Origin of the sequence: Dyella sp. 333MFSha (assembly GCF_900102405.1) — a bacterium.
Lineage (GTDB): Bacteria > Pseudomonadota > Gammaproteobacteria > Xanthomonadales > Rhodanobacteraceae > Luteibacter > Luteibacter mycovicinus.
Genome location: NZ_FNBR01000001.1, coordinates 679682 through 705001, shown reverse-complemented (window position 1 = coordinate 705001; position 25320 = coordinate 679682). Strand labels below are relative to the sequence as shown.

The window sequence follows — 25320 nt, the reverse complement described above, 5'->3', positions numbered from 1 at the left end:
ACGCACACGGCAAAGGCGAGACAGCACAGGCGCGCGATCACAGGCGCACCTGCAGGCCATCGGCCAGGGAACGTCGATACGCGATCCATCCCGGAATGCATCCCGACAACGAACCGAGCACCAGCACGCTCAGCAGCAACCACCCTTCCTGCGCCGAGGGCGTGGCATTGAGCACGATGCCCGCGTTCGCCAGCAGATAATCGTGCGCCAGCAGTGTCACCGCAAACAGCAGGACCCCGCCCGCGACCATGCCGATAAGAGTCAGCAAGGTGCTCTCCGCGACCAGCAACGCGAAGACCGTGCGTGTGGATGCCCCCACCGCGCGCAGTACCGCCATTTCACGACGTCGTTCGTTGAGCATCGCCAGCAACGCCGTCAACATGCCCGAGATGCCGACCAGCACCACCATCGCGCTGACGACGCGCAGGGCATTCTCAGCGGTACCCAGCAAGTGCCACAGCTCGCCCAGCGCGACGCCCGGCAGCACCGCGAGCAGCGCCTCGTCGGGATATTCGTTCAGCGCACGCTGCACGGCGAAGGCCGACAGGCGCGAACGCAGCCCGACCAGGCAGGCGGTGATCGCCTTCGGCGTCAGGTCCCTGTGTCGCGCCTGATCGGCGCTGGACGTCATTCCCGGCAGACGGACCCCGGAGCGCCAGTCCACGTGAATAGCCTCGATCGCCTCCAGACTCACCGCGATCGTCGCATCGACCGGTGTGCCCGTCGGCGCCAGCACGCCCGAGATACGAAACGGCTTGTCAGAATGCAGCGCCGTTGCGGGGCCGCCCAGCCCGTGGGCGAGGACGATGGTGTCTCCAACGCCATAGTGCAGACGACGCGCGACCTCCGCGCCGATCACCGCGTCGTAAAGGTCGGAAAAGGCATGTCCGGCCGCGAATGCCAGCGGCTTGCGTGCCCCATAGCGGTAGTGCAGGAAAAAATCGGAGGTCGTGCCCGTGACCCGGAAACCGCGGTGCGAATCGCCCAGCGACAGCGGCACGGCCCAGGCCACTTCAGGCATCGCACGGATGTCCTGATAGGTCTTCCACGTGATGTTGTTCGTCGCCTCCCCCACATGAAATACCGCATAGAGCAGCAGATTCACGGGACCGGAGCGTGCGCCGACGAGCAGGTCGGTCCCGGAGACGGTGCTGGCGAAACTCTGCCGCGCGTCGGTGCGGACGCGCTCGACGCCCAGCAGCAGAAAGACACTGAGGGCGATGGTGATCACGGTCAGCGCGACACCGGTGCGACGCTGGCGCAGGCTTTTCAACGTGATGCTGAAGACGTTCATCAGGCGACCAGCTGGTGAGAAGGAAGGTTGCCCAGGGCCAGGGCACGATCGAAATGGCGCGCCAGTGACATGTCATGGCTGACGAAGACCACGCCGGTGCCGTGCCGCGTGCACTCGCCCAGGAGGAGTTGCAAAAAGCTGTCCCGCGCGGCGGTGTCCAGCGCCGAGGTCGGCTCGTCGGCGACGATCAGTTCAGGGCCACCGATGAGGGCACGCGCGGCGGCCACGCGCTGTTGTTGTCCGACGCTGAGCTCGCTGGTTTTTCGTCGCGACAGGGTGCGCCGATCGAGGCCAAGGGCGCCGAGCAGTCGCGATGCTTCGATACGCGCATCGCCTGCGCGTGCCGTACGCGCGGGCGACCACGCGCACCCGAGCAGTACGTTTTCGACCGGATCCAGAAAGGGCAGCAGGTTGAACTGCTGGAAGATGTAACCGAGGTGGTCCGCACGGAAGCGGTCCCGCGCCGAGGCGCTCAGCGACGACAACGGCGTACCCAGCACATTCACTTCACCGGCGGCTGGCGAGAGGACGCCTGCGATGAGCCCGAGCAAGGTACTTTTCCCACTGCCGCTGGGCCCGCACAGGAACAGCCGCTCGCCGGAGGCGACGTGGAAATCGTCCAGCATCAGCACCGTATCGGAAGACGGCCACGCGAAACGCAGGCCTCTGCACCGCAGCAGCACCTCATCGCCGTAAGGAATCATGGCTGCACGTCCACCCGTACGACGCCGGGGTCGAGCACCTGCTGGTGACTACCGTTCGCGGAGAGCACGTTGACTACGACGGTCTGCAGGGAAGGAAACGTTTCGACCAGTCGTACATCGAACGCGTCGAGCTCGTCCGGGTGCGCGCAAAGCAGCCGATAGTCGGCGTGCAGCTCGGCGTGCGCGCCCGAGGTGTCCTTAGCATCGAAACCATGGGCGTCGACGTGTGCCTCGGCGACGTGGCAGTCCGCGGCGCGTGGCGCTTCCAGCCAGCGCCCCGATTGCAACACCGCCTTCACACGAGCGAGTGCCGCCCGCTCCGGCGGTGAGCCCGGCGGATGTTCGAAGCCGACGGCGTCGTGCCCGGCCAGATCGAGCCCGGCGGCGACCATGTTGTTCTCGATCGAGATATCGACCGTCGCCCGTCCGTGCACGTGCGCACCCAGATGCCGGACTTCCGCGCCAGCTGCGCCAGTCGCAAGCACGCTGCCTAGCAGCACCCACCAACGCACAGCCATGCCATCACCTCTTATTGTTATGTTATAACATAAGCTACATGACAAGCATCGCGTCGCGCCAGCCCTCCTCGTCACTCGATCGTTTCGCGTCTTTCTGGGCGATCGGGTGCGCTATCCACTGCCTCGCCCTGCCCCTGGTCCTGTTCGCCGTACCGTCGCTTTACCTCGCCCTGTATTCGTTCGCATCGCCCCACCGCGAGCTCGCCATGGCACTGCTGCGGCTGATCAGTCTGGAGCCCTGGTTCATTGCGACCGGCGCGTTTATCAGCACGCTCGCCATGGTCAGGGCATGGCGGCGACACCGGCGAGCCGGACCGCCCGCGCTGGCCGCAGCCGGCATCGCGACCTTGTTTGCCGCGTGGTACTTCGCCGCGTGGGCCGACGGGTGGATGCACACCGGCGGCGTCATGCTGGGCGGCGCCCTGCTCGTCACCGCGCATACGTGGAACGTGAAGTGCGTCCGATCGGTAAGGCGTGACGTTTTGTGAAGCCGCCGCTCGGCTCGTTACACTACGTGGATGTCGAATGCGAGCCACACACGGACACACCCTGCCCTGAGCGCGGAACCCAGGTGGATCTCCGGCAGTGCGTTTCTTGCCGTAGCGGCGGCCTACGCCGCGGTATATGAGATAGCCCGTTACATATCGCCATCCAGCCAGTGGAATCTGATGGCTGGGCTTCGCCTCGCGGCGATCCTGCTGGTTCCTCGTCGCTACTGGCCCGCCCTGATCGTGGGCGAGTGGGCGCCGCTCATTCAGAAATGCGCGATCAACGCCGGACGGTTCGGCCTGGAGTGGGCCATTCTCGGCGGGATTCCCCTGATGATCGTCTGTATGCCGCTGGTCATGCTGGCCCGGCGACGGGGCCCGTTTCCGTTCTGTGACGGGGAGATCCACCTTCCCAGCGTCCTGCTGGTAGCCGCGGCATGCGCACTTGGCAGCGCCGTGGTCGATACGGCCGGACTCAGCGCGGCGATCGATGCCTCCCGCGGTACATCGCCGACCATCTATCTGCGCGACTCCTTCTACGCCTATCTGCTGGGTGACTTCTGCGGGATGGTACCCGTCGTGCCGGCGTTATTCGCCTTGAAGGATGTGTTCAACGCGGGACGGTCCGGTGCCTGGCGACGCGTGCGAAACATCCCGCTCACCAGCGCGCTCGTCGCACTTTGCCTGGCCGGCTGGATCGGGATAGTGCTTATACAAGAACGTCTGCACCTGCACGGCGCGGAGCTGCAGGCGCTTCGTCTGTGCGCGATGCTGCCGGTGCTCGCGCTGACGCTGCGCTTCGGCTGGCAGGGCGGCGCGCTCGCCGGCGTCCTCGCCCTCGCGGCGGTGATGTCGACGGCAGGCGAGTCGACCGACGTGTCGATCATCGAGGCGCAGGTGGTCATGTGCATCGCCATGGCAGGCGCCTTGCTGATCGGCATGCCCATCGCGCGGCGTACGCGCGAACGCCACGCGGGCCGCGTCACGGCGACGGCGGGCTGACTGGATAGCCCCAGGGGGCCGGCCCCAACACCTCCGCCAGCCACTCGACGAAGGCGCGGGTCTTCGCCGGTGCGTGACGCGTCGACGCACGGATGACATAGATGCCTGTCTCGCCCCTCGCCCGCCACCCGTCGAGTACAGGGACGAGACGTCCATCCGCAAGCTCATGCGCCACGAGCCAGTCGGCGGCCATCAGCACGCCTGCCCCGGCGACGGCGGCACTGACGAGGGCGTGTATGTCGTCCGACTCGATACGTCCCGCCACTTTCACCGCCCGTTCCTCGCGGCCGCGCTGCAGATGCCATACGGGGTGCGTGAACATCGGCGTGAAACCGAGGCAGTCGTGCCGGGTCAGATCGTCGGGCGTCGTCAACGGCGGCCGTCGCTCCAGGTACGATGGCGCAGCGCAGATCATCCGACCGGCGGGTGCGACGCGCTGGCTGATCAGTCGGCTGTCTTTCATCTTGCCGATGCGCACTGCCACGTCGAAGCCTTCCGCAACCATGTCGACATAGCGGTCGCTGAAGCTCGCCTCGATAAGCACGGAGGGATGCAGTGCCAGAAACTCCGTGAGTCGCGGCGCGACCCACATGCGTCCGAAAGCCGGTGCCAGGGTGACTCGCAGCAACCCCGATGGCGCATCGGCGAAATCGCGCGCCTCGTCCTCGGCCGTCCGCACCAGGTCCATCGCCTGCCGCACGCGCTCGCGAAATTGCATGCCCGCTTCGGTCGCGCTTACCCGCCGGGTCGATCGCTCGAGCAGGCGAATGCCGAGACGTGCCTCGAGGGCAGCCACACGGCGCGATACGACGGAGGCATCCCGCTCCAGCCGGCGGGCGGCGGCCGTGAAGCTCCCCGTGTCGACCACGGCAAGGAAGGTGAGCAGCTGGTCGGCTTCGAGCGCGTCCATTATTGCATCCGGTGCAGGAATGTCTTGCTTCTACCACCGATTTCGCGCACCGGGAATCCCTCAGACTGATCGCATCCCCCAACCCGGAGACGCCGCCGTGCGAGCCTTTCAGCTGACATCCGCTTCCATCGACTCCCTCACCGCGAGCGAGCTGCCGACACCGAAGCCCGGTCCGGGCGACGTTCTCATCCGGCTACGCGCCGCGAGTCTCAACTTCCTGGACGTCGCGGTGGCCCGCGGCGACTTCGGGCCCGACCACTTTCCGCGGATTCCCGTGGCCGATGGCGCCGGCGAAATCGCCGGGCTGGGCGATGGTGTGGAAGGCTGGGCGGTGGGCGATCGTGTCGCGCCCGCGCTGATGGCTCGCTGGCTCGCCGGCCCGATTCAGCCTTCGTCGCATGACGCCGTTCGCGGCGTCACCGTCCCGGGTTCCCTCGCGCAATACACGGTCGCCCCGGCGTCGTCGCTTGTCCGTATCCCGGATGGACTGACGTGGGAAGAAGCCGCGACCTTGCCCGTCGCCGCGACCACGGCCTGGAATGGCCTCGTCAGAGGCCACGTGCGTCCGGGCTCGACCGTCGCCCTGCTTGGCACCGGTGGCGTGAGCCTGTTCGCGCTGCAGCTGGCGAAGGCCGCCGGGGCTCGCGTGATCATCACATCGTCGTCCGACGACAAGCTGGAACGAGCCCGGAAGCTCGGCGCCGACGAGGTCATCAACTACACGACCACGCCCGCGTGGGACGAGCGCGTGCTCGAACTGACCCAGGGCAGGGGTGCGGACCTGGTGATCGAATCCGTCGGTGCGGCCACGTTCCCCCGGTCGATGAATGCCGTCGCCTTCGCAGGCACGATCTTCGTCATCGGTTTCGTCGGCGGTGCGGAACTGACGATCCCCGTGCTCCCCATCCAGCTGAAGACGATATCGATCCTCGGCAACAACACGGGATCGGTGAGCGACTTCGCCGCCGCGGTGAGGGCCATCGAGATGGCGGGGATCAAACCGGTCATCGACAAGGTATTCGCTTTCGACGACGCGAAGGCGGCCTTTCACTACCTTGCCGACGCGGGACACGTCGGCAAGGTGGTCATTCGGATCGACTGAGGGACAGGGCCAAGAGCATCGCTCCGGGTCAGCTCCCACCGCAGCTTGCCGTGGTGGGAGCGAGCCTGTCGGTCGTGTCAGCCTGTCACCCCAACCAGACCGCCGAATTCGCCGGCAACATGTGTCCACTGTCCAGCGGCACACTGGACACCAGAACCTCGCCGCCGGGCAGCGCGACCGGATGATCATTGGTGTTCACCACCACATGCACGCCGCCGTTGGCGAAAGCCACGACACCCGGCTCCGCATCCCGCCACACCAACTCGCCGTTACCGAGATCCCGTTGACGACGCAGCCGCAAGGCCGCGCGATACAGCTCCAGCGTCGAGCCGGCATCGCCCTCCTGCCGGTCCACCGCATAGCGCGCGAACGACACGGGCTGCGGCAGCCACGTCGCCGTGCCCGGACCGAAGCCGAACGCGGGAGCCGCGCTCTGCCACGGTAGCGGCACACGGCAGCCGTCGCGACCGATCTCCTCGCCGGAGGTCCGGAAGAATGCCGGATCCTGGCGATGCTCCGCCGCGAGGGTCGTGTGCTCGGGAAGACCGAGCTCTTCGCCCTGATAGATGTACGCCGAGCCCGGCAACGCCAGCGTCAGCAACGCCGCCGCACGCGCACGGCGCAGGCCAAGCGCTTCGTTCGGCTGCTCGCCGGCCGCGTCGATGCCCTTCGGCCGCGCACCCGGCACGCTCAGGCCATAACGCGACGTGTGCCGCACCGTGTCGTGGTTGGACATCACCCACGTCGTCGGTGCACCCACCTCGGCACTCACGGCCAGCGAGCGCGTGACCACGTCACGAAACGCCTGCGCATCCCAGTGGGTGAGCAGGTAGTCGAAGTTGAACGCCTGCTGCATTTCATCGGCGCGCACATAACGGGCGAGGCGTTGCGGCGGATGCACCCACGCTTCAGCCACCATCATGCGGTCGTTGTCGTACTCGTCCAGCACCTGACGCCAGCGGCGATACACGTCGTGCACGCCTTCCTGGTCCCACATCGGGCCGTTGTTGGAGTGCGCACCTTCCTCGCCTTCGACCATCGAGGTCTGCCCTGCCCAGTCGGGCAGGCCTTCGGCCTTGATCAGGCCGTGCGCCACATCGACGCGAAAACCGTCGACGCCACGGTCCAGCCAGAAGCGCAACACGTCCTCGAAGTCGGAGCGCACTTCGGGGTGGTCCCAGTTGAGATCCGGCTGGCTGCGATCGAACAGATGCAGATACCACTGGCTGTCGCCCGGTGCGCGCGACCATGCGTTGCCACCGAAGATGCTCTGCCAGTTGTTCGGCGGCAGCTCACCGTCCTTACCCTTGCCGTCGCGGAAGATGTAGCGCTGGCGTGCGGCACTGCCCGGCAACGTCGCGACCGCCTCCCTGAACCACGCGTGCTCGGTGGACGTATGGTTGGGTACGAGGTCGACGATGATCCGCAGGCCCAGACGATGCGCCTCGGCGAGCATGCGGTCGAAGTCCGCGAGCGTGCCGAACAAGGGATCGACATCGCGATAATCCGAGACGTCGTAGCCTCCATCGTGCTGCGGCGAACGATAGAACGGCGAGAGCCAGATCGCATCCACACCGAGCTTCGCCAGATACGGCAGTCGCGAGGCGATGCCGGGAAGGTCGCCGATGCCATCGCCATCGTTGTCGGCGAACGAACGGGGATACACCTGATAGATGACGGCGTGCCGCCACCACGTGGTCTCATCCTGCGGAGCGGATCGTGCAAGATTCGTCTGCGTCATGAAGTCTCCTCTCGTGGCTGGTCGCAGTATTCGTGTAAGGACAACATCGCTCGCCAGCGGTTCACGCGGCGCGCGTTTCGCTCTTCAAGGGTAGAAAGGTGCCGTCATGCAGCGATTCTTCAACCTCTTCGAGGCTACGCCCCTTGGTTTCGGGCAGACAAACGAAGACGAAGAGGAAGCCGAGCGCGTTCAGGCCCGCATAAACCCACATGGCGCCGCCCACGCCGAGCCAGTGCGTCATCGACAGCGCCGTGCCGGTGAGCAGCAGGTTCGAACCCCACAGCATCGCCGCGTGCGCGCCGGTGGCGCGATCGCGGATGCGCAGCGGATAGATTTCCGATCCCACCAGCCAGCCGATCACCTGGATGCCGCCGGAATTGAAGATCATGAAGGCGATGAGGCACGCCACGACGAGCGCGCCGCGATGATTGCCGCCGAGATTGAAGTGAAACACCGCGCCCAGCAGCACCAGCGCGATAGCGGCGAACGGCATCATCCACAAGGTGAGCGTGCGGCGACCGACATGATCGACCACCAGCTTGCCGAGCAGCGTCATCAACAGGTACGTGATGGCGACGCCCAGCGCCGCGAGCAGCGCGGATGAGTGGCCAAAACCTGCCTGCGTCAGAAACGTCGGCGTGTAATAGATCATCATTTCGATACCGGAAAGCTGCGTGAACGCCGCGACACCCAGCCCGGCAATCACCGCCGGACGGAGCCACTTCGCGCCGAGATCGCGCCAGCGCGAGGCGCCGCGCGCCTGCGAGCGATCGAGCACTTTCTCGATCTGCGTCACCTCGCGGCGCACCTGCGACTCGCTGTCGCGGATGCGCATCAGCGTGTCGTGCGCTTCGTCGGCACGGCCTTGCTCCACCAGCCAGCGCGGGCTGAACGGCGCAAACAGCATGCCGACGAACAGCAGGAACGCGGGAATCGCCGCGACGCCGATCATCCAGCGCCAGGTCCAGTCGTTCTGCAGCACCACGCCGACGATGGCGGCAAGAAGAATGCCGACACCGATCGACACGTTGAAGAACGTCACCAGTCGTCCCCGACGATCGGCAGGCGCCAGCTCGGCGATGTAGGTCGGCACCACCTGCGTGCAGGCGCCGACGGCGATGCCGAGGAAGACACGGGAAAGCGCGAGTTCCCACGCACCTCGCGATACCGCGGAGGCGAGCACGCCGACGACATAGAGAATCGCCACGGCGATGATCGTGCGGCGACGGCCGATGCTTACCGAGAAGCGCGAACTGGCGAGGGCACCGATCACCGCACCGAGCAGGATGGCCGCGGCGACGATTTCCTGTGCCTGCGCATCGAGCTGGAACTCGGTCGATATCTGCAGCAGCGCACCGGAAATGATGCCGGTGTCGTAACCGTAGAGACCGCCGGAAATCGCCGCGAGCATGGCCACGAGAGTCATGCGCCACGAAGCGGCCTTAGGGTTTAGATCGATTGAAATCTCATTTGCTTTACTGGCGTCCAAGAACTGCCCCCGTAGCGAGTGGAGTGAGGCGCGGCGACAACACGCGCAAGAAGAATGTTCACGGCCGCGGCGCGAAAAACAACGTCGAGCGCACGCGGGGAACCGATGAAACTGCGACCACCTTAGCTCAGCACGGCGGGAGGGTTCAAATTTCAGACGCGCTTTTCAGCGCTCAGGACGGGTTTAGACGTGTGGCGTTTGGTCGCGATTCGCTCCCGGAAGCGCCCACCAACTTACATGTAACTAACAAGTGAAGGCGCATGGTGGACGCACCTGTCCGGTGCGCCGGACAGCATCCCTTGCGCGTGCCTTCGCCAGGGCGGTCCCACGCCCCATCATGGAATGTCATGCCACCGCAGAAACCCGAAAATCGCTTCCCCAAGGGTGCTCCGGCCGACCGTTCGTCCGCCGCCTTCGTCTCTTACGTCTATTCGCATTCGCGTCGCGCGCCCCTGCCCGAAGTGCCCCGCGATCCGGCCAGGCCGGGCAAGGCCAAGTCGGGAGGCAACGCGTAGTCCCCGCTAGAATCCCACCTCATCCGTGCAACGCATGAGGTGGGATCCATGAGCGACCCGACGCTCGACGAACTCGCGACCGAAGAGGCGCGACTGCAGTTCGACACGCTGAGCCTTGAACAGGCATGGGACGTCGGTTGCGCACTGCGCGAGCTGGCTGTGCAGCGATCCGCGAAAGTCGCGATCGAGATCGCGTTGCGCGACCGCGTGCTGTTCCACACCGCCCTGCCCGGCACGGATATCGCCAACGCCAACTGGGTGCGACGCAAGCGCAATACGGTGCTCGCCCTCGGTACCAGTACCCTCGTCGTCGGCATGAAACTCGCCAAAGCCAGTCAGACGCTCGAAGAGCGCTACGGCCTGTCGCCCGCGGAGCATGCTTCCGACGGTGGCGGCTTTCCGCTTCGCCTGCGCGGCCTCGGCGTCATCGGCGCGATAACGGTATCCGGCATGCCATCGTTGCAGGACCACCGGCTGGTCACGGACGTTCTTGCGCGCTTTCTCCAGCGTTAGGCGAACTCGCGCTCGCGTAGTAGCGCACCCGATAGCCACGTCGTTCGAGGGCGGCCTCGAGATGGCCTGCGTCTTCGAAATGAACATGACTCAGGGCGAGAGCCGTTTTCATGCGTGAAAGGGTTCCGAAAAAGGGGTCATTTCAGTCTAACGCGTCGAAAAGCCAACGCCCGTCACATAACCCCCTGTGCGTTGTGCCGTTCTTCGCCGTATCCTTCCCGGACAGGGGTATTTTCGGCAACCGATGGACCAAACGACGCTTCCTCCGGCCCGACCGGGGGGCGGCCCCTGCCCGACCACTTTCCGGGAACACCAGGTATGGCGCAGACGTCGACGAAAAGCATCCTGCATGTACGGCCCGCACATTTCGTGTCCGCGGTCGCCACCGGGATAGCCGTCACAGGACCCACGGACGACGGCTTCGTCCACCTGCACTTCTTCCGGGAGACGCAGCGCATCACCAACGACGATGTGCCCAGCCGCAGCAGCGCACCGAACGAGGTGGAGCTGGCCTGGGGCCACGCGGAGCCCAACATCCATCTGGTCCGCGAGGAAGTGGCCGTGATCTCCATCCCGGTGGGACGGCTGCCGTTCGTCAGCACGGCCCTGAACAAGGCGGTCCGGTTTGTAGCGCGGGTGATGGCGCCCAGCGTGGGACAACGGCGGGAGAGCCGGGGGACAGCGGAGACGATCGCCGAGTTCTCCCAGGGGACGGTGGGACCGGTGCCTACGCGGCCAGGTGTGACAGCTTGACGGGAACGCTTTTTGCCAGAGGGTAGTGCCTCCGGGCCCGCGACGACTGGTCGCGGGGACCGAAGGCCGCCCCGGGACCGGGCTCCCGTATGATGGTGCGCTGCATCATGCCACCCGATTGCCATGCCGAAACAGAAAACCCGCATCGTCGATCTGGCTGCCGCCGCACGTGTCAGTGCCGCGACGGTCGACCGCGTGCTCAACGGACGCGGGGGCGTCAGTGAGCGTGCCCAGTCTCGCGTGCTCGAAGCCGCCAAGCGGTTGAAGATAAACCGGTTAATCGAGGTCCCGCCCGGCCGCTGGCTGCACGTGCCGATTCTGATGCAGTCGCCCACGATCCCCTTCTACGACGAGCTCGGCCGCCGGTTTGAGCAACATCGTCTGGCGATGCATGCCATGCGGGTACGCAGCCAGGTACATCATCTGTCTGAGATCGCGCCCGAAGCGGTCGCCGCCGAGATCGACCATTACGCCGAAGGCGCCGATGCGCTGATCGTGACCACCCACGACCACCCGCTGGTACGTGATGCCGTGCGTCGCGCGGCGGATCGCTGCCCGGTCGTCACCCTCGCCTCGGACCTGCCCGATAGCGGCCGCCTCGCTTATGTCGGCACGGATACTCACGCCGCCGGGCGTCTCGCCGGCGAGCTGATGGGTCGCTTCCTCGGTCCCGCGGGCGGCTCGATCCTGTTGATCAAGGGCTACCACCATTTCCGTAGCCATGAGCAGCGCGAGCGCGGTTTCGTGGAGGCGCTGCGCGAGCACTTTCCCGACGTGCAGATCATTCACCGCGCGGACAGCCAGGAAGACCCGGAGAGCACCGGGCGCATCGTGACCGACGTGCTCAACGCGGTGCCCAACCTCCGTGGAATCTACAACACGTCCGTAGGCGACGACGGGGTCGCCAGGGTGCTGACCGAGCGCACGCGTCCACGCGAGGTGGTCTTCATCGGCCACGACCTGACGGAAAGTAATCGCCGTCTGCTCGAACTGGGCCTGATGGACGCCGTGCTCGACCAGAACCTGGCGGCGCAGGCCGCCCGTGCGCTGACCCACGTGCTCGCGCGTTTCGGTCGTGCGGCGGCCCCGCCGACCCACCCGCAGCCCACGGCCATCCTCATGCGTGAGAACCTTCCGGCGAGGCCGAGGGACATTTGATGTAAAACCATCAACTTTTGAGGTTGAGGGTTTTACATCAAAACCGCTTTCTATAATTCGCGTCGTCGTGCCGCATGTGCCGCCGTGACGCAGCGCTCTTTTGTTTCTGCTCCAGCTCCCCGTGATGGCCGATGCGTTCGGCTGACAATGCGCTCCGCATCTGTCGACGCTTCGCTTCTCCCGCCATCGCAAGAGGAAGCAGTCCGATGTCAGATATCCACGGGTCCGATCCCCGTGCCGTTCCGCCGATCAACACCGGCCGCCGCCGGCTGCTGATCTCCGCGGGCATGATCGCCGCCGCAGGCGCCCTGCTCCCCTGGACCCGGATGGCCTATGGCCAGTCGCCCGCTCAGGCCAGCCCCGCCGAACTCGACGCGTTCCTGACCCTGGGTCGCCGCCTTACCGGCCATCCCGAGCTTCCCGCTGACGTCTCCGCACGGCTGTTTGCCGCGCTGGCCGCCGGCGACCGCAACTTCGGTCCGCAGGTGACCGCGCTGATCCGCGCCATGGATGCCGCCGGCATCGACGACATGCACAAGTTCAAGGGCTCCGCCGTCGACGCCGATCCCGCGCTCAAGGCGCTTGCCGTGTCCATCGTCAGCGGCTGGTACCTCGGTTACACCGGAGAGCCCAAGGGCACCGGCAAGGACGACGGTACGCAGTTCATCACGTACACGGGGGCCCTGATGTTCAAGCCCACGATCGACGTAACGGTGATCCCGACCTATGCCCGCGCCGGTACCGACTACTGGTCGGCCGCCCCGGCCAGCATCGCGACGGACTGACCGCGCGAACACGGCGCCACGTACGGGCGCTTGCGCCCCCACGCACACGCAGGACACACCATGAATACGCAATACGACGCCGACGTCGTCGTCATCGGCTCGGGCGCGCTCGGCAGCAACGCTGCCTATGAGCTGTCCAGACAGGGCCACTCGGTCATCATGTTGGAAGCCGGCTCGCGCATTCCGCGCTGGAAGATCCTCGAGAATTTCCGCAGTTCGTCGCGCAAGTCCAACTTCAACGATCCCTACCCGAACGAACCGTGGGCACACACCACGTTCGAGCCGGACTATATCGAGAACACCGGCTCGTTCGAATTCCGGCCGGGCATGCTGAAGCTGGTCGGCGGCACGACGTGGCACTGGGCGGCCGCGTGCTGGCGTTACCTGCCCAACGACATGAAGCTGAAGACGCTCTATGGCGTCGGTCGCGACTGGCCCATCGGCTACGAAGAGCTCGAGCCCTACTACCAGCGCGCTGAAGAAGCGCTGGGCGTGGCCGGCAACGGCGAGGAAGACCAGAGCGGCCAGGGCGGCAAGGCATGGCCGCCGCGTTCCAAGCCGTACCCGCTGCCGCCGGACGCGACGACTTACATGAACCAGGAGCTCAACAAGCGCCTGGGTCCTGCGGGTTACCACTACATCCATGAGCCCAACGGCCGCGTGACCAAGCCATACGACGGCCGTCCCGCGTGTTGCGGCAATAACAACTGCATGCCGGTCTGCCCCATCGGCGCGATGTACAGCGGCGACATGCATGCCACGCACGCCGAGCGCGCGGGTACGAAGCTGCTCACCGAATCCACGGCGTACAAGCTCGAGAAGGGCGCGGGCGGCAAGATCGTCGCCGTGCATTACCGCAAGCCGGACGGCACCGACGCGCGTCTGACCGCGAAGTACTTCATCGTGGCCGCGCACGGTCTGGAAACGGCCAAGCTGCTGCTGATGTCCGACGTCGCCAACTCGTCCGACCAGGTCGGCCGCAACCTCATGGACCACACCGGCATCGGTCTGTTGATGATCGGCGACCAGCCCCTGTGGCCGGGACGTGGCGCCGTGCAGCAAGGTGGCATCTTCAACTGGCGCGATGGCGACTTCCGCAAGCGTCACTCGGCGGTCAAGCACTCGATGTCGAACGCCGTACCGAACCGCGTGGTCACCGAGCGGCTGCTGAAGAAGGGCGTGATCGGCCCCGAACTGGACGAGCGCATCCGTCACGACGCGTCGCGCTGGATCGACGTCGGTACCGTCTTCGAGATGCTGCCGAACCCGGCCAACCGCGTGACGCCGAGCGACAAGAAGGACGCCCTCGGCATCCCGATGCTGCGCGTGAATTACGACGTGGACGACTATGCGAAGGCCGGCAAGGTCATCGCCAAGGAGGACTACGCCAAGTTCGCCAAGCTGTTCAACGCCGAGATCGTCGAAGACGAGAGCGGCTGGCAGAACCGCGACCACATCATGGGTACGGTGATCATGGGTTCGGATGCGAAGGACTCCGTCGTCAACGGCGAATGCCGCACCTTCGACCACGACAACCTGTTCCTGGCCACCACCGGCGTGATTCCCGCCTCCGGTGTGATCAACCCGACGCTCACCGGCGTCGCGCTGTCGATCCGCATCGCCGACACGATTCACAAGGAAATCTGATGGCCACGAATTCCCTGTTTCGCGGCCTGCTGCGAGCTGCCGTCCTGGTCGGCGCCGTCGCCGTCTCCGCGCCGTCACTTGCCCAGGACGACAACGACGCGCTGATCGCCCGTGGCAAAGGCGTCGCCATCGCGGCCGACTGCGCCGCCTGCCATACCTCGTCGCCGGACAAGCCGTTCGCCGGCGGTCGCGGCATCGGTTCGCCGATGGGCAACATCTACGCATCCAACATCACGCCATCGAAAGACGATGGTATCGGTGGCTACAGTGAGGCGCAGTTCGTCCGCGCGGTACGCGAGGGCGTCAACGCAAAAGGCGACCACCTCTACCCCGCCATGCCATATACGGCATATGCGGGCATCACCGATGCCGACATGCACGCGCTGTATGTGTACTTCATGCAGGGCGTGGCGCCGGTGGACAACAAGGTGAAGGAAACCCGCCTCGCCTTCCCGTACAGCATGCGCTGGACGATGGCCGGCTGGAACCTGATGTTCCTGCACAAGCCCGCGGCCATCGACGCCACGGGCACCGAACGCGGTCGTTATCTTGTCGACGTGCTGGGTCACTGCAGCTCGTGCCACTCACCGCGTAACCTGCTCATGGCGGAACGCCAGGACGCGTACCTCGGCGGTGCCACGATCGACGGTTGGTTCGCCCCGAACATCACCTCCGATCCGGTCAGCGGCATCGGCGGCTGGTCGGAAGACGAACTGGCGTCGTACCTGAAGAACGGTCACGTGCACGGCAAGGGCCAGGCCGGCGGCGGCATGGCGGAAGCCGTGGAACAGAGCCTGCGCTTCTTGTCCGATGACGACATCAAGTCGATGGCGGCCTACCTGAAGACGGTCAAGCCGATCCGCGATCCGGCGGACACCAAGGCGTCTTATGCGTACGAAGGTGGCAGCGCCCTGCCCCCGACGACGACGCTGGAGCCGCTGCGTGGAGATGCAGCCACCGGACCGGATGTGCGCGGCGTACATGACACCGTGGACGGTGCCGCGCTCTACAGCGGCGCGTGCGCCAGCTGTCATCAGCCGAGCGGCAAGGGGACGGAGAATCAGTACTTCCCGTCGCTGAGCCACAACCGTGCGGTGGGCCTGTCGCGTCCGGACAACCTGATCATGGCGGTGCTTCATGGCCTCGACCGTCAGGGTGCCGACATGCATGTGTCGATGCCGGCGTTCGAGTACGACATGACGGACGCGCAGGTGGCAGCGGTCGTCAACTATGTGGAAGAGCACTTCGGCAATCCGGCGGTTCACGCGACGGCCGAGGATGTCGCGACGATCCGTGCGGGTGGTCCGAAGCCGTTGCTGCTTAAGCTCACGCCGTATCTGATGGTGGCGGGCGTGGTTGTCGCTGTCCTGGTGCCTTGGCTGGTTGTGTTTCTGGTCCGGCGTCGGAAGCGTAAGTCACGTCGCTGATTTTTTGGTGGTGTGGTGTTTGAGGGGTGCCGCAGTGATGCGGCGCCCTTTTTTTGTGGACTCGGGGCGAGGGAGCCGTCGGCTGCCATGCCAACATCTTCCGAAACGACCTGGTAGCACCTCGTCCGAGGATTCACACTGGACTCTGCCGATCATTCTCCGCAGCGATCTCCTGCAGATCCAGATCCCGCTCCAGATAATGCAGCAGATCGTCATGAATCCGCCCTGCGCGGTGCAGCTTGAGCAGTTCAACACGCCCCGCCGCGATCGCCGCCAGAATCACGTCGTAATGTGACTCCCGCCCGCCGGTAAAGTCCTGCGGCGCGGCAGCGAACCGCTCAGCGATCGTCGCGCGGTACGTGTACTGCTCCAGCAGACGCGGATGAATCAACGATCCATCCGCGCCATAGGCACGCGCCTTCACCGCCTCGAGCTGCGCGGCATCGACCAACGCACCTGCCTGCCCTTCGGTCAGATGCGCCATGTCGACATGCACCACACGGTCCAGGCCGAGCCAGCGAATCACCGGCCCCATCGTGCCGCCCTGCAACACCACGGTGACGAGAATTACCGCGAACGCAGCGGCCAGGGTCAGGTCGCGACCGGGCATTTCCTCAGGCAACGACAGTGCGATGGCCAGGGTCACCACCCCACGCATCCCCGCCCAGCTCAGCAAAAACGATTCACGTGGCGACGGCGGCGCGGCTCCACGTCCGATCAGATGTGCGAGCGGCCGACGCAGATAGTCCGTGGCATACACCCAGACAAACCGGGAAAGAATCACGGCGGCCACCACCGCGAGGATGGGAAGGCCCAGCGCCTGCAGCGCATCGCCGAGGCCGCCCAGCCGCTCCACGACACCCCGCAGCGAAAAGCCGATCAGGATGAAGACGAGTGCTTCGAGCAGGAAGATCATTACCGCCCAGAAGGTTGTGGCGCGCACGCGGATGTTCGCCGAGAACACCTCGTGCTGGTACCAGCCGAAAATGATGCCGGTCGTCACCACCGCCATCACGCCGGACACGTGCACGGCCTCACCGCCGATGTAAGCGGCCCATGGCGAGAGGCATGACGCGGTGATGGCGAGAAATACCTGATCCATCCGGCGCAGCACCAGGACGACGACCGCACCGATCAGCGCACCCACCGCGATGCCACCCAGCGCCAGGCCGGCGAAGCTCATCACCGCGCCCTGAGCGCTGAAGGCACCGGTCAGGGCGGCGGCCACCGCGAAGCGGAAAAGCACCAGCCCGGTCGCGTCGTTGAGGAGGCTCTCGCCTTCCAGCAACACCATCGGCCGACGCGGCAGCTTCACCTTGCCCAGCACCGCTTTCGCGGCGACAGCATCCGGCGGCGAAACGACGGCGCCGAGTGCGAAACATGCCGCCCATGGCAGCGACGGCAACACGGCATGCACCGTGACACCGACGGCGAAGGTGGTGAACACGACCGCCCCCACCGCCAGCCAGAGGATGCCGCCGAGGTAGCGGCGGAAGTCCGACCAGACCGTGTAGAACGCTCCGTCCATCAGCAGCGGCGGCAGGAAAACGATCAGCACCAGCTCGGGATCGAAGCTCACCGCCGGTATGCCAGGCAGGAAGGCGATGCCGATGCCACCGGCCAGCAACGCCGCCGCGGTAGGCAGGCGAAGACGTCGCGCGATGAGCTCGAGCGCGACGATCGCGACCAGAAGGATCAGGACGAATTTGAACGTTTCTGTCGATGACATGGTGAGGCCGACGCGGCGGGACGTACCGCTTGTGGCAAGGATAGTCGAGGTGACCGGCGATCAGTCTTGGCCGTCCGCGCGGTCAGCAACCAGCCGTTGGCATCGGCGAAGTGGCCGGTTGGCATCGCGCCTTCCAGCGTGACATGCAGGCCCAGTGCGCCGGGCACGCGACGCAGGTCGGGGAACCAGCGGCGGTCACGGTCGACGAGGATCAAGAGGCCCTCGTGATCGCCCAGAGGGGCGAACAGGTCGGACGACTCGCCGAACGGTGCGATGCCGAATCGCGTCACCATGTCCCGCACAAGCGCGCGCACATCGTCGGTGGGCAGGCCCACTTCGCTGACGCAGGCGATCTCCATGCCGTGGAACGGGCCATCGACACCGTCCTCATAGGCGTCGTCGAAGGTGTCCGCCAGTGCGTCCCGCGCGATCAGCTCGAGCACCGCGTCGTGCGGACCGGCGAAGTAGACCGAATCCGACCGCCAGGCACCGCCCAGCCGGAAACGCTCCTCGTCCATGGGATCCCGCAGCACCAGGGCTCGCTCGCGCAGCCAGGCAAAGGCGGCTTCGAAGCGGCGAGGCGATACGTTGAACGCCAGATGGACCGAGCCCGTATCGGCCGTCGCAGGCACGATCTCGAGGGTCGTCCAGCCGACCCGCACGAGCCGCCCTTCGACAGGGAGCTGCATGACGTCGCGATAAAAGGCCACACAGGCACCGACATCGACGGAAGGAAGGGTGATCCGGGTGATGCGCATGGGGGTCTCCTGCGATGTGCGAGACACCCATTGAACAACCTCAAGCGCGCTCGAGGTCAACCCCCTCCTTTACATGCGGCAGACACATCGTGGGGGTACGCTCCGTCCATGACGAACCGCGATGAACTCCGCCAGATGCTCGAACGCCTCGACAGCGAGGTGACCACCGGCTTGCGCGACAACCCCGACCGCGACGCTTTCTGGCCGGAGTTCGCGATGCAGTCGAACGCCGTGCTCGAAGCCGCCGGCAACGAGCACTTCGACTGGGTCAGCGCGGAGATTGCCGACATGCTGCACCGGCACGGCATCCCCGTCCCGGAAGCCTGAGCTTCAGCCAGCGCTCCAGTCCACGTCCTTGAAGGACTCGGCGAGAAAGTCGACCAGTCGACGCACCTTCACCGGCAGGTGCTTGCGCGACGGATACACGGCGTGGATGCCGATGACGCCCGCCGCGTGCCCCGGCAACACCTCGTGCAAGCGCCCCGCGCGCACGTCGTGTCCCACGATGAAGTCCGGCTGCAACGTGATGCCCTGACCGGCCAATGCCGCAATACGGCAGGTATCGCCGTTATTGCTTCGAATCACCGGGCGCACCGTGACGCGCTCCACCGCCCCCTCGTGCACGAACTGCCAGTCATCCGGCCAGTAGCTGTAGCCGAGCACGGCGTGATGGGCCAGGTCGGCGACACGTCCGGGCGCGCCGTGGGCGGCGAGGTAAGCGGGGGACGCACACAGGATCATCCGCGTGGTCCCCAGCGTGCGACTGACCAGGGTCGAGCTGGCCAGCGTGGAGATGCGAACGGCAAGATCGTAGCCTTCCTCCACCAGGTCGACCATGCGATCCGACAACGTGATGTCCAGCGACACCTTGGGATGCGCCTGCGCGAACCGCGCCCACAATGGCGCAAGATGCAGCACACCGAAAGTCAGCGGTGCCGTGATGCGAAGCAGGCCACTGGCCTCGCCATGCCGGGCGGTGAGCTCCGACTCCGCCTCGGCGATCCCGGCCAGCAGCTCGCGCGCCCTTGCGTAGAAAAGACGCCCCTCCTCGCTCAGCGACAGCCGCCGGGTGGTCCTGTGGAGCAACCGCACCTCCAGCCGTTTTTCGAGGTCGGCGACATGGCGCGAGATGGCGGCCTTGGTGAAGCCGGTGGCCTGAGCCGCGCCCACGAAGCTCCCGGCATCGACGACCGCCACGAAGCTGCTCATTTCCTGGACCTTGTCCACGTCCTACCCCGTATGCCGTGACATCCGGAGTGTCTCATAAAGCGCAACACTGGGTCGTTCAAAACGCCGTTTATCCGCGCCGGAGGAACCAATATCGTGACGATATCCGCAGAGGAACCGCCTGCCATGTCCACCACTCCCGTTATCTTCATCTCCCACGGCGCGCCCACGTTCGCACTCGATCCCGGTCTGCTCGGGCCCGCACTGCAACGCTTTGGCGCCGGCCTGACCGATATCCGTGCGGTACTCGTCGTCTCGCCCCACTGGCAGGCCCAGGGCCTGACCGTGATGACCGGTGAGCGGCCGGCCACGTTGCACGACTTCCGCGGTTTCCCCGAGGCGCTGTATCGCCTGCAATACCCGGCTCCGGGCGCGCCCGACGTCGCGAGGGAGACGGCCCTGCTGCTGCAAGAGGCGGGCTATACGGTGCACGCCGATGCGACGCGCCCGCGGGATCACGGCGCCTGGTCGCCGCTGCGCTTCCTGTTGCCCGCCGCCACGCTGCCCGTCTTCCAGCTCGCCATGCCGTACGACCTCGACGCTGCCGGTGCGCTCGCGCTGGGTCGTGCGCTGCGTCCCCTGCGCGATCGCGGCGTGCTGATCGTCGGCTCGGGCAGCCTCACGCATAACCTCTACGACATCCGCATGACGGCAGACGTCGCGCCGTATGCCCAGGCCTTCGCGGACTGGACGAGCAAACGCCTCGTCGCGCGCGATGCGGGTGCACTCGAAGATTATCGGCGGATCGCTCCGTCCGCCGAGCGCGCGCATCCGACGGAAGAACATTATCTGCCCTTGCTCGTGGCTTTCGGCGCCAGCGACGAGGCCGACCGGTTCGAGGTGCTGCACGGCGGAATGACCTACGGCGTGCTGTCGATGGATTCGTATGCATGGAGCGCCGCGACGTAACCGGACTGGACACACTCGTCGATGTCGGTCGCTTCGTGCGATCGCCGGCAGCGGACGTCTGGATGGCAGACCGCCCCTGCCGGAAGTCATGCATTGTTCTGACCGGACCGTTTTGTCAGACTCGATGAACCGTCCCTGAAATAGGCTTCGCCCGATGCGAACCCCGCGCCCTGCCCTCCACTCTGTCAGGACCGCGCTGTCGGTCGGCCTGGCGTCCTGCTGTCTGGCTCTGATCGCGGCCCCTGTTGCCGCACAGCAGACGACGCTCACGCCGGAACAGAAGGCGACCATCGCCAAGCGCATCGAGACCGAGCAGCAGCTCGAGGACATCGCCGTCGTCGACCGCAAGGTGATGGTGAAGATGCGCGACGGCAAGCGCATGGCGGCGGACGTCTATCGTCCGAAGAACGCGACCGGTAAGGTGCCGACGATCTTCGTCCGCACTCCCTACAACTTCAATTTCTGGGACGTGAAGCTCGGCGCGCCGCGCGACATGACGCGTCAGCTCGCCGCCGTGAAGCGCGGCTACGCGTATGTCGACATGAACGAGCGTGGCCACTACTTCTCCGAAGGCAATTACGACATCCTCGGCGCGCCGCTCAGTGACGGCGTCGACGCCGTGCGCTGGATGACCTCGCAGCCGTGGTCCAACGGCAAGGTCGGCACCACGGGCTGCTCGTCCACCGCGGAATGGCAGATGGCCGTGGTGGCCGAGAACGAGCCAGGTCTGGCCACGTTCAACGTCCAGGGCTTCGGTGCGGGCGTCGGTCGCGTCGGCCCCTACTACGAGCAGGGCAACTGGTACCGCGGCGGTGCGGTGCAGATGCTGTTCCAGGCCTGGATCTACGGTGAGCAGAACCAGGTGCGCCCGATGTTTCCGGCGAACACCTCGCAGGCCGATCTGATCCGTGCATCGAAGGCCTTCGACCTCGACCCGCAGATGCCGCCGGTGGACTGGGACCAGGCGTTCTGGCACCTGCCGGAAAAAGACATCCTCAAGGCGGTCGACGGCCCGAAGGGCATCTTCGCCGATGTGATGGACGTGCCGACCGGCGGCAACATGATCGCGCGCACGCCCAACAGTCCCGCCTGGTACAAGGGCGGTCTGTGGCACGAGAACATGAAGATCAACAAGCCGGGCCTGTGGTTCATGAGCTGGTTCGACGTGTCCGTGTCGCCCAACCTGGCCGCGTACAACCACGTGCGTGCCACGGCGCCGAAGGAGATCGCGGACGAGCAGTACGCGGTGATCGCGCCGGTGCTGCATTGCGCATTCAGCCGCGCGACCGAGCACACCATGATCGGCGACCTCGACGTCGGCGATGCGCGCTTCGATTACGACAGCCTGGTCTACGGCTGGTTCGACAAGTTCCTCAAGGGCGTCGACAGCCCCGTCGTCGATAAGCAGCCCAAGGTCATGTACTACGTCATGGGCGAGAACAAGTGGCACAACGCGACCATGTGGCCGCCGGCGAACGCGACCACGCGCGATCTGTTCTTTACCAGCGGCGGCAAGGCCAACACGCTTTACGGCGACGGCAAGCTGGTCACGGCGGCGGGAGGCACCGATCAGCCGGACCACTTCCTCTACGATCCGATGAACCCGGTGACGACACTGGGCGGTGGCGGTTGCTGCCAGGGCAATGCCGTGAAGTTCGGCTCGTTCGACCAGAACCCGCAGCTCACGCGTAACGACATCCTCGTCTACGACTCCGAGCCCTTCAAGGAAGGCACGGAAGTCAGCGGTCCGATCACCGTGACGCTGTATGTGTCGTCCGATGCGAAAGATACCGACTTCACCTTCAAGGTGATGGACGTCGGCACCGACGGCAAGGCCTTCAACCTGACCGAAAACATCCAGCGCATGCGTTACCGCGAGGGCTACGACAAGCCGCCGGTGTGGATGAAGGATGGCGAGGTGTACAAGGTGACGTTCCAGCCGATCGACACCAGCAATTTCTTCTATCCCGGACACAAGCTGCGTGTGGCGATTTCGAGCAGTAACTTCCCGCGCTTCGACCGCAACCTGAATACGGGCGGGAACAACTTCGATGAGACCAGCGGCGTGATCGCGCATAACGCGGTGCACCACGACGCGGCACACCCGTCGAAGATCACGTTCACGGTCGTGCCGCGGTAACCAGCGTGCCGCGATCCACGTAGGAGCGCGCCTCGCGCGCGATTGGGCACGATCGAAACGTCCAGTCGCGCGAGGCGCGCTCCTACGATTTCAGATGGCCTTGCAGGTCGGCGACATCTTTGCTCCGTCGCGGGTCACGCACTGCGCAAATCCACCGGGCAAGCCATCCACCCGCCGCTCTTCGCGCACCGCGAGCACGAAGCTTCGCAACGGCTTATCGCCGTCGAACACCGTGTAATGACACTGCCCCGAATCGCTCGCTTCGCAGGCGAAACGCGCGCGTCCCATGCGCACCTCCGTTCGGCTGTCCAGGTTCACGTGGCCGTTTTCCTTCGCGGTCACCACCATGACGCGGTTCTGCGAGTCCGTGCAACCGGCAAGATTCAGAAAGCAGTAAAAAATCGCGAGGAACCATCGCATGACGTTCTCCTTCGTCACATGGCCCGGAAGATGGCCATGAAGGGCTGACTGACGCTCAGCGTTTCGGGACGACCGCGCAGGCGAAGACAGCCTTTACCGCTGTCGTCTCGCTCTACCGATGCCACCTGGCGCAGATTGACGATCGTGGACCGGTGGATTTGCCGGAACGTCCTGGCATCCAGCTGACGCAGCAGGTCGCGGATCGGCCTCGTAAGCAAGGCATCGCCCTCCGCGGTGGCCACCAGCGTGTATTTGTTGTCGGCGCGGAAATAGATCACGTCGTCGACGAGAATCAGACGCGTGGCCTTCCCCGCTCCCGCCGTGATCCAGGTCAGCGGCTCATCGGTGGGCTCATCGAAACGGCCGATCAGATCCTTTGCCAGGTCGCCCGTGCGGCGTGAATGACGCTCCGCTTCGGCGAGCCGGCTGCGCAGGCGTCTCACGGTCTGCACCAGTCGATCCGCCACCACCGGCTTCAACAGGTAATCGACCGCGCCACGTTCGAAGGCATCGACGGCATACTGGTCATACGCGGTCACGAACACGACGAGCGTCGTCGGGCTGGCATCCGCCGCCGCCGCCGCGACTTCCATGCCGGTAAGACCCGGCATTCGGATATCGAGAAAAGCGACGTCGGGACGGTGCGTCGCGATGGCATCCAGCGCTTCGCCGCCATCTTCGCAGACCGCCACGATGTCCAGGTCTGGCCATGCCTGTGCCAGTTCACGCTGAAGCGCGGCGGCGAGCAGCTTCTCGTCTTCGGCCACGATGCACTTAGGCACGGTCGTTCACTCCCCGGGCCGGCAGCATGATGGTCGCCGCGACGCCGTGCGGAAAATTGTTGCCGATAGCGAACGTGGCCAGGGCACCGTAGGTCAGGCGCAGTCGTTCACGCAGATTCTTCAGGCCGATACCGGTGCCCGAACCCTCGCTGCGGAAGCCGACGCCATCGTCGGCCACGGTGAGCGACAGCGAGGGACCATCCAGCGTCGCGCGGATCCAGATGCCGCCACCACCGGGCTTCGGCTCGAGCCCGTGCTTGATCGCGTTTTCCACCAGCGTCTGCAGCATCATCGACGGCATCGGCGTATCCGCGATAGGTGTCGGCACATCGACATGCACGGTGAGGCGCTCGCCCATGCGCTGCTTCATGATCTCCAGCCACGCCGTGGAACGTTCGAGCTCCTGCGCCAGCGTCGAGAGCGAACCATCGGTGCGCGGAAGCGAGCGACGCAGATAATCGATGAGATGGCCCAGCATGCGATCGGCGCGCGCCGGGTCGGTACGGACGAGTTCCTGGGCACTGGCCAACGTGTTGTAGAGGAAGTGCGGTTCGACCTGTGCCTGCAGCAATCCCAGCTGCGCCGCGGTCAGTTCCTTTTCCATCGTGGTCTGGCGCACGTCGGCGCGTTCGCGGTTACGACGTTCGGCCAGTCGCTGGGTCAAGGCGCGGACCAGGGTCTCAACGTACTCGAGCGAGGCGCCACGGTCGGGATTGAACCAGTCGCTCCAGGCACCGGCGTCCGGCTCACAGACAAACATGACACTGCATGATCCGTCGGCGGGCGTGATGGTCGCCGAGATGCGCGTCTGGACGTCCATCGGCAGCCGGGGCATCTGGCGCCCACGAAGACGCGGCCGTTCGTGTTCCGGTCCGCGAATGACGGCGCGCACCTGCAGGCCGCCGCGCGCCGCCGCGACCTCGTGAACGTCAGGCAGATCGCGCATCACGCTTTCGACGAGGGCGTAGGCTTCGTCGGCGGGATGAGGCACCTCGACACGACGGCGCTGACGGTTCGACAACGTCTCCGCATCGATACGGCCGGCGATGGTCCGCACGCGGTAGAGATGCGTGACGCCCCTTCCGAGTGCGATCAGCAGACCGACGAACCACAGAAAGGTAAAGATCCATGGCAGCTCGCCATGGTTCCAGCCAAGCGCGTTCCAGACCACGAGCATGACGCACCATGCCGCGACCCACGCCACCGCGATGCGCCCCAGAAATCTGACACTCCTGCCCCATGCCATCGCAGCCACCCGCGTCCTGAAAGTGCGGCGAGCATACGACGCTCCCGGCGCCCGGTGAGGGCC

Annotated in this window: 25 protein-coding genes; 13 read left to right on the top strand and 12 right to left on the bottom strand. The window is 65.6% G+C overall.

Annotated features, from left to right (window positions below):
• Positions 1-37 precede the first annotated feature (37 nt).
• Genes BLT40_RS03240 through BLT40_RS03230 form a run of 3 tightly spaced genes read right to left on the bottom strand, consistent with a single transcriptional unit; the run spans position 38 to position 2516 of the window.
• The gene (locus BLT40_RS03240; RefSeq protein ID WP_090351336.1) at positions 38-1294 is read right to left on the bottom strand and encodes an ABC transporter permease; all 1257 of its coding nucleotides are present in this window, start codon (positions 1292-1294) and stop codon (positions 38-40) included.
• The gene (locus BLT40_RS03235; RefSeq protein ID WP_043694574.1) at positions 1294-1998 is read right to left on the bottom strand and encodes an ABC transporter ATP-binding protein; all 705 of its coding nucleotides are present in this window, start codon (positions 1996-1998) and stop codon (positions 1294-1296) included. Before BLT40_RS03235 ends, BLT40_RS03240 begins: the two co-directional genes overlap by 1 nt.
• Positions 1995-2516 (bottom strand): ZrgA family zinc uptake protein, encoded by a 522-nt coding sequence (locus tag BLT40_RS03230; protein WP_090351333.1) that lies wholly within the window; start codon positions 2514-2516, stop codon positions 1995-1997. The genes BLT40_RS03235 and BLT40_RS03230 overlap by 4 nt, the downstream gene beginning before the upstream one ends.
• A 38-nt stretch (positions 2517-2554) precedes the next feature.
• On the opposite strand from BLT40_RS03230, the gene BLT40_RS03225 reads away from it, so the two are divergent.
• A complete protein-coding gene (locus tag BLT40_RS03225; RefSeq protein WP_079522416.1) occupies positions 2555-3004 on the top strand; it encodes a MerC domain-containing protein in 450 nt (149 codons plus the stop codon).
• Positions 3005-3034: 30 nt separating this feature from the next.
• A complete protein-coding gene (locus BLT40_RS03220) occupies positions 3035-4006 on the top strand; it encodes an MASE1 domain-containing protein (protein ID WP_090351331.1) in 972 nt (323 codons plus the stop codon).
• Here the strand turns inward: BLT40_RS03220 and BLT40_RS03215 are convergent.
• A complete protein-coding gene (locus tag BLT40_RS03215; protein WP_090351329.1) occupies positions 3987-4916 on the bottom strand; it encodes a LysR family transcriptional regulator in 930 nt (309 codons plus the stop codon). The two genes, BLT40_RS03220 and BLT40_RS03215, sit on opposite strands and share 20 nt — an antisense overlap.
• 97 nt (positions 4917-5013) lie before the next feature.
• On the opposite strand from BLT40_RS03215, the gene BLT40_RS03210 reads away from it, so the two are divergent.
• On the top strand, positions 5014-6018 hold the full coding sequence (locus tag BLT40_RS03210; RefSeq protein WP_090351327.1) for a zinc-dependent alcohol dehydrogenase family protein: 1005 nt from the start codon (positions 5014-5016) through the stop codon (positions 6016-6018).
• 85 nt (positions 6019-6103) lie between these two features.
• On the opposite strand, the gene BLT40_RS03205 is transcribed toward BLT40_RS03210, so the two are convergent.
• Together BLT40_RS03205 and BLT40_RS03200 are read right to left on the bottom strand one after the other, a co-directional pair.
• Entirely contained in the window at positions 6104-7759 is a 1656-nt protein-coding gene (locus tag BLT40_RS03205; RefSeq protein ID WP_090351324.1) for a glycoside hydrolase family 13 protein, read from the bottom strand.
• A 61-nt stretch (positions 7760-7820) separates the two neighbouring features.
• Positions 7821-9248: a sugar porter family MFS transporter gene (locus BLT40_RS03200; protein ID WP_090351320.1), complete on the bottom strand. Its 1428-nt coding sequence runs from the start codon at positions 9246-9248 to the stop codon at positions 7821-7823.
• A gap of 347 nt (positions 9249-9595) precedes the next feature.
• Between BLT40_RS03200 and BLT40_RS20185 the strand changes: the two genes are divergently transcribed.
• The 7 genes from BLT40_RS20185 to BLT40_RS03170 all read left to right on the top strand — a co-directional run bounded on the left by BLT40_RS20185 (position 9596) and on the right by BLT40_RS03170 (position 16046).
• Positions 9596-9763 (top strand): hypothetical protein, encoded by a 168-nt coding sequence (locus tag BLT40_RS20185; protein WP_156108705.1) that lies wholly within the window; start codon positions 9596-9598, stop codon positions 9761-9763.
• Positions 9764-9811: 48 nt separating this feature from the next.
• Complete coding sequence (locus tag BLT40_RS03195) at positions 9812-10276, top strand: heme-degrading domain-containing protein (protein ID WP_079522410.1); 465 nt, start codon at positions 9812-9814, stop codon at positions 10274-10276.
• 318 nt (positions 10277-10594) lie between these two features.
• On the top strand, positions 10595-11029 hold the full coding sequence (locus BLT40_RS03190) for a hypothetical protein (protein WP_079522409.1): 435 nt from the start codon (positions 10595-10597) through the stop codon (positions 11027-11029).
• 123 nt (positions 11030-11152) lie between these two features.
• Positions 11153-12187 (top strand): LacI family DNA-binding transcriptional regulator, encoded by a 1035-nt coding sequence (locus BLT40_RS03185; protein ID WP_079522408.1) that lies wholly within the window; start codon positions 11153-11155, stop codon positions 12185-12187.
• 206 nt (positions 12188-12393) lie between these two features.
• On the top strand, positions 12394-12972 hold the full coding sequence (locus tag BLT40_RS03180) for a sugar dehydrogenase complex small subunit (protein ID WP_052191320.1): 579 nt from the start codon (positions 12394-12396) through the stop codon (positions 12970-12972).
• A 60-nt stretch (positions 12973-13032) separates the two neighbouring features.
• A complete protein-coding gene (locus tag BLT40_RS03175) occupies positions 13033-14619 on the top strand; it encodes a GMC family oxidoreductase (RefSeq protein ID WP_079522406.1) in 1587 nt (528 codons plus the stop codon).
• Positions 14619-16046, top strand: a complete 1428-nt coding sequence (locus BLT40_RS03170; protein WP_090351317.1) for a c-type cytochrome — start codon at positions 14619-14621, stop codon at positions 16044-16046. The genes BLT40_RS03175 and BLT40_RS03170 overlap by 1 nt, the downstream gene beginning before the upstream one ends.
• 133 nt (positions 16047-16179) lie before the next feature.
• Here BLT40_RS03170 and BLT40_RS03165 read toward each other — a convergent pair whose 3' ends face one another.
• Both BLT40_RS03165 and BLT40_RS03160 read right to left on the bottom strand, forming a co-directional pair.
• A complete protein-coding gene (locus BLT40_RS03165) occupies positions 16180-17775 on the bottom strand; it encodes a Na+/H+ antiporter (RefSeq protein ID WP_090351315.1) in 1596 nt (531 codons plus the stop codon).
• Positions 17742-18533, bottom strand: a complete 792-nt coding sequence (locus BLT40_RS03160; RefSeq protein WP_255363922.1) for a VOC family protein — start codon at positions 18531-18533, stop codon at positions 17742-17744. The genes BLT40_RS03165 and BLT40_RS03160 overlap by 34 nt, the downstream gene beginning before the upstream one ends.
• Positions 18534-18641: 108 nt before the next feature.
• Here BLT40_RS03160 and BLT40_RS03155 point away from each other — a divergent pair, with 108 nt between their 5' ends.
• The gene (locus tag BLT40_RS03155) at positions 18642-18860 is read left to right on the top strand and encodes a hypothetical protein (protein WP_090351312.1); all 219 of its coding nucleotides are present in this window, start codon (positions 18642-18644) and stop codon (positions 18858-18860) included.
• 3 nt (positions 18861-18863) lie between these two features.
• Here the strand turns inward: BLT40_RS03155 and BLT40_RS03150 are convergent, their stop codons facing one another.
• Positions 18864-19742: a LysR family transcriptional regulator gene (locus tag BLT40_RS03150; RefSeq protein WP_255363921.1), complete on the bottom strand. Its 879-nt coding sequence runs from the start codon at positions 19740-19742 to the stop codon at positions 18864-18866.
• A 144-nt stretch (positions 19743-19886) separates the two neighbouring features.
• On the opposite strand from BLT40_RS03150, the gene BLT40_RS03145 reads away from it, so the two are divergent.
• Together BLT40_RS03145 and BLT40_RS03140 are read left to right on the top strand one after the other, a co-directional pair.
• Positions 19887-20669, top strand: coding sequence for a dioxygenase family protein (locus tag BLT40_RS03145; RefSeq protein WP_090351307.1), 783 nt, complete (start codon positions 19887-19889; stop codon positions 20667-20669).
• A 154-nt stretch (positions 20670-20823) separates the two neighbouring features.
• A complete protein-coding gene (locus tag BLT40_RS03140) occupies positions 20824-22809 on the top strand; it encodes a CocE/NonD family hydrolase (RefSeq protein WP_090351303.1) in 1986 nt (661 codons plus the stop codon).
• Between the two features lie 90 nt (positions 22810-22899).
• Here BLT40_RS03140 and BLT40_RS03135 read toward each other — a convergent pair whose 3' ends face one another.
• From BLT40_RS03135 to BLT40_RS03125, 3 genes are read right to left on the bottom strand one after another with little or no spacing between them, the layout of a single operon-like run.
• The gene (locus BLT40_RS03135; protein WP_051943485.1) at positions 22900-23229 is read right to left on the bottom strand and encodes a hypothetical protein; all 330 of its coding nucleotides are present in this window, start codon (positions 23227-23229) and stop codon (positions 22900-22902) included.
• A gap of 14 nt (positions 23230-23243) precedes the next feature.
• Positions 23244-24011, bottom strand: a complete 768-nt coding sequence (locus BLT40_RS03130; RefSeq protein ID WP_036112362.1) for a LytR/AlgR family response regulator transcription factor — start codon at positions 24009-24011, stop codon at positions 23244-23246.
• The gene (locus BLT40_RS03125; RefSeq protein ID WP_090351300.1) at positions 24004-25257 is read right to left on the bottom strand and encodes a sensor histidine kinase; all 1254 of its coding nucleotides are present in this window, start codon (positions 25255-25257) and stop codon (positions 24004-24006) included. Before BLT40_RS03125 ends, BLT40_RS03130 begins: the two co-directional genes overlap by 8 nt.
• Positions 25258-25320: the final 63 nt, after the last annotated feature.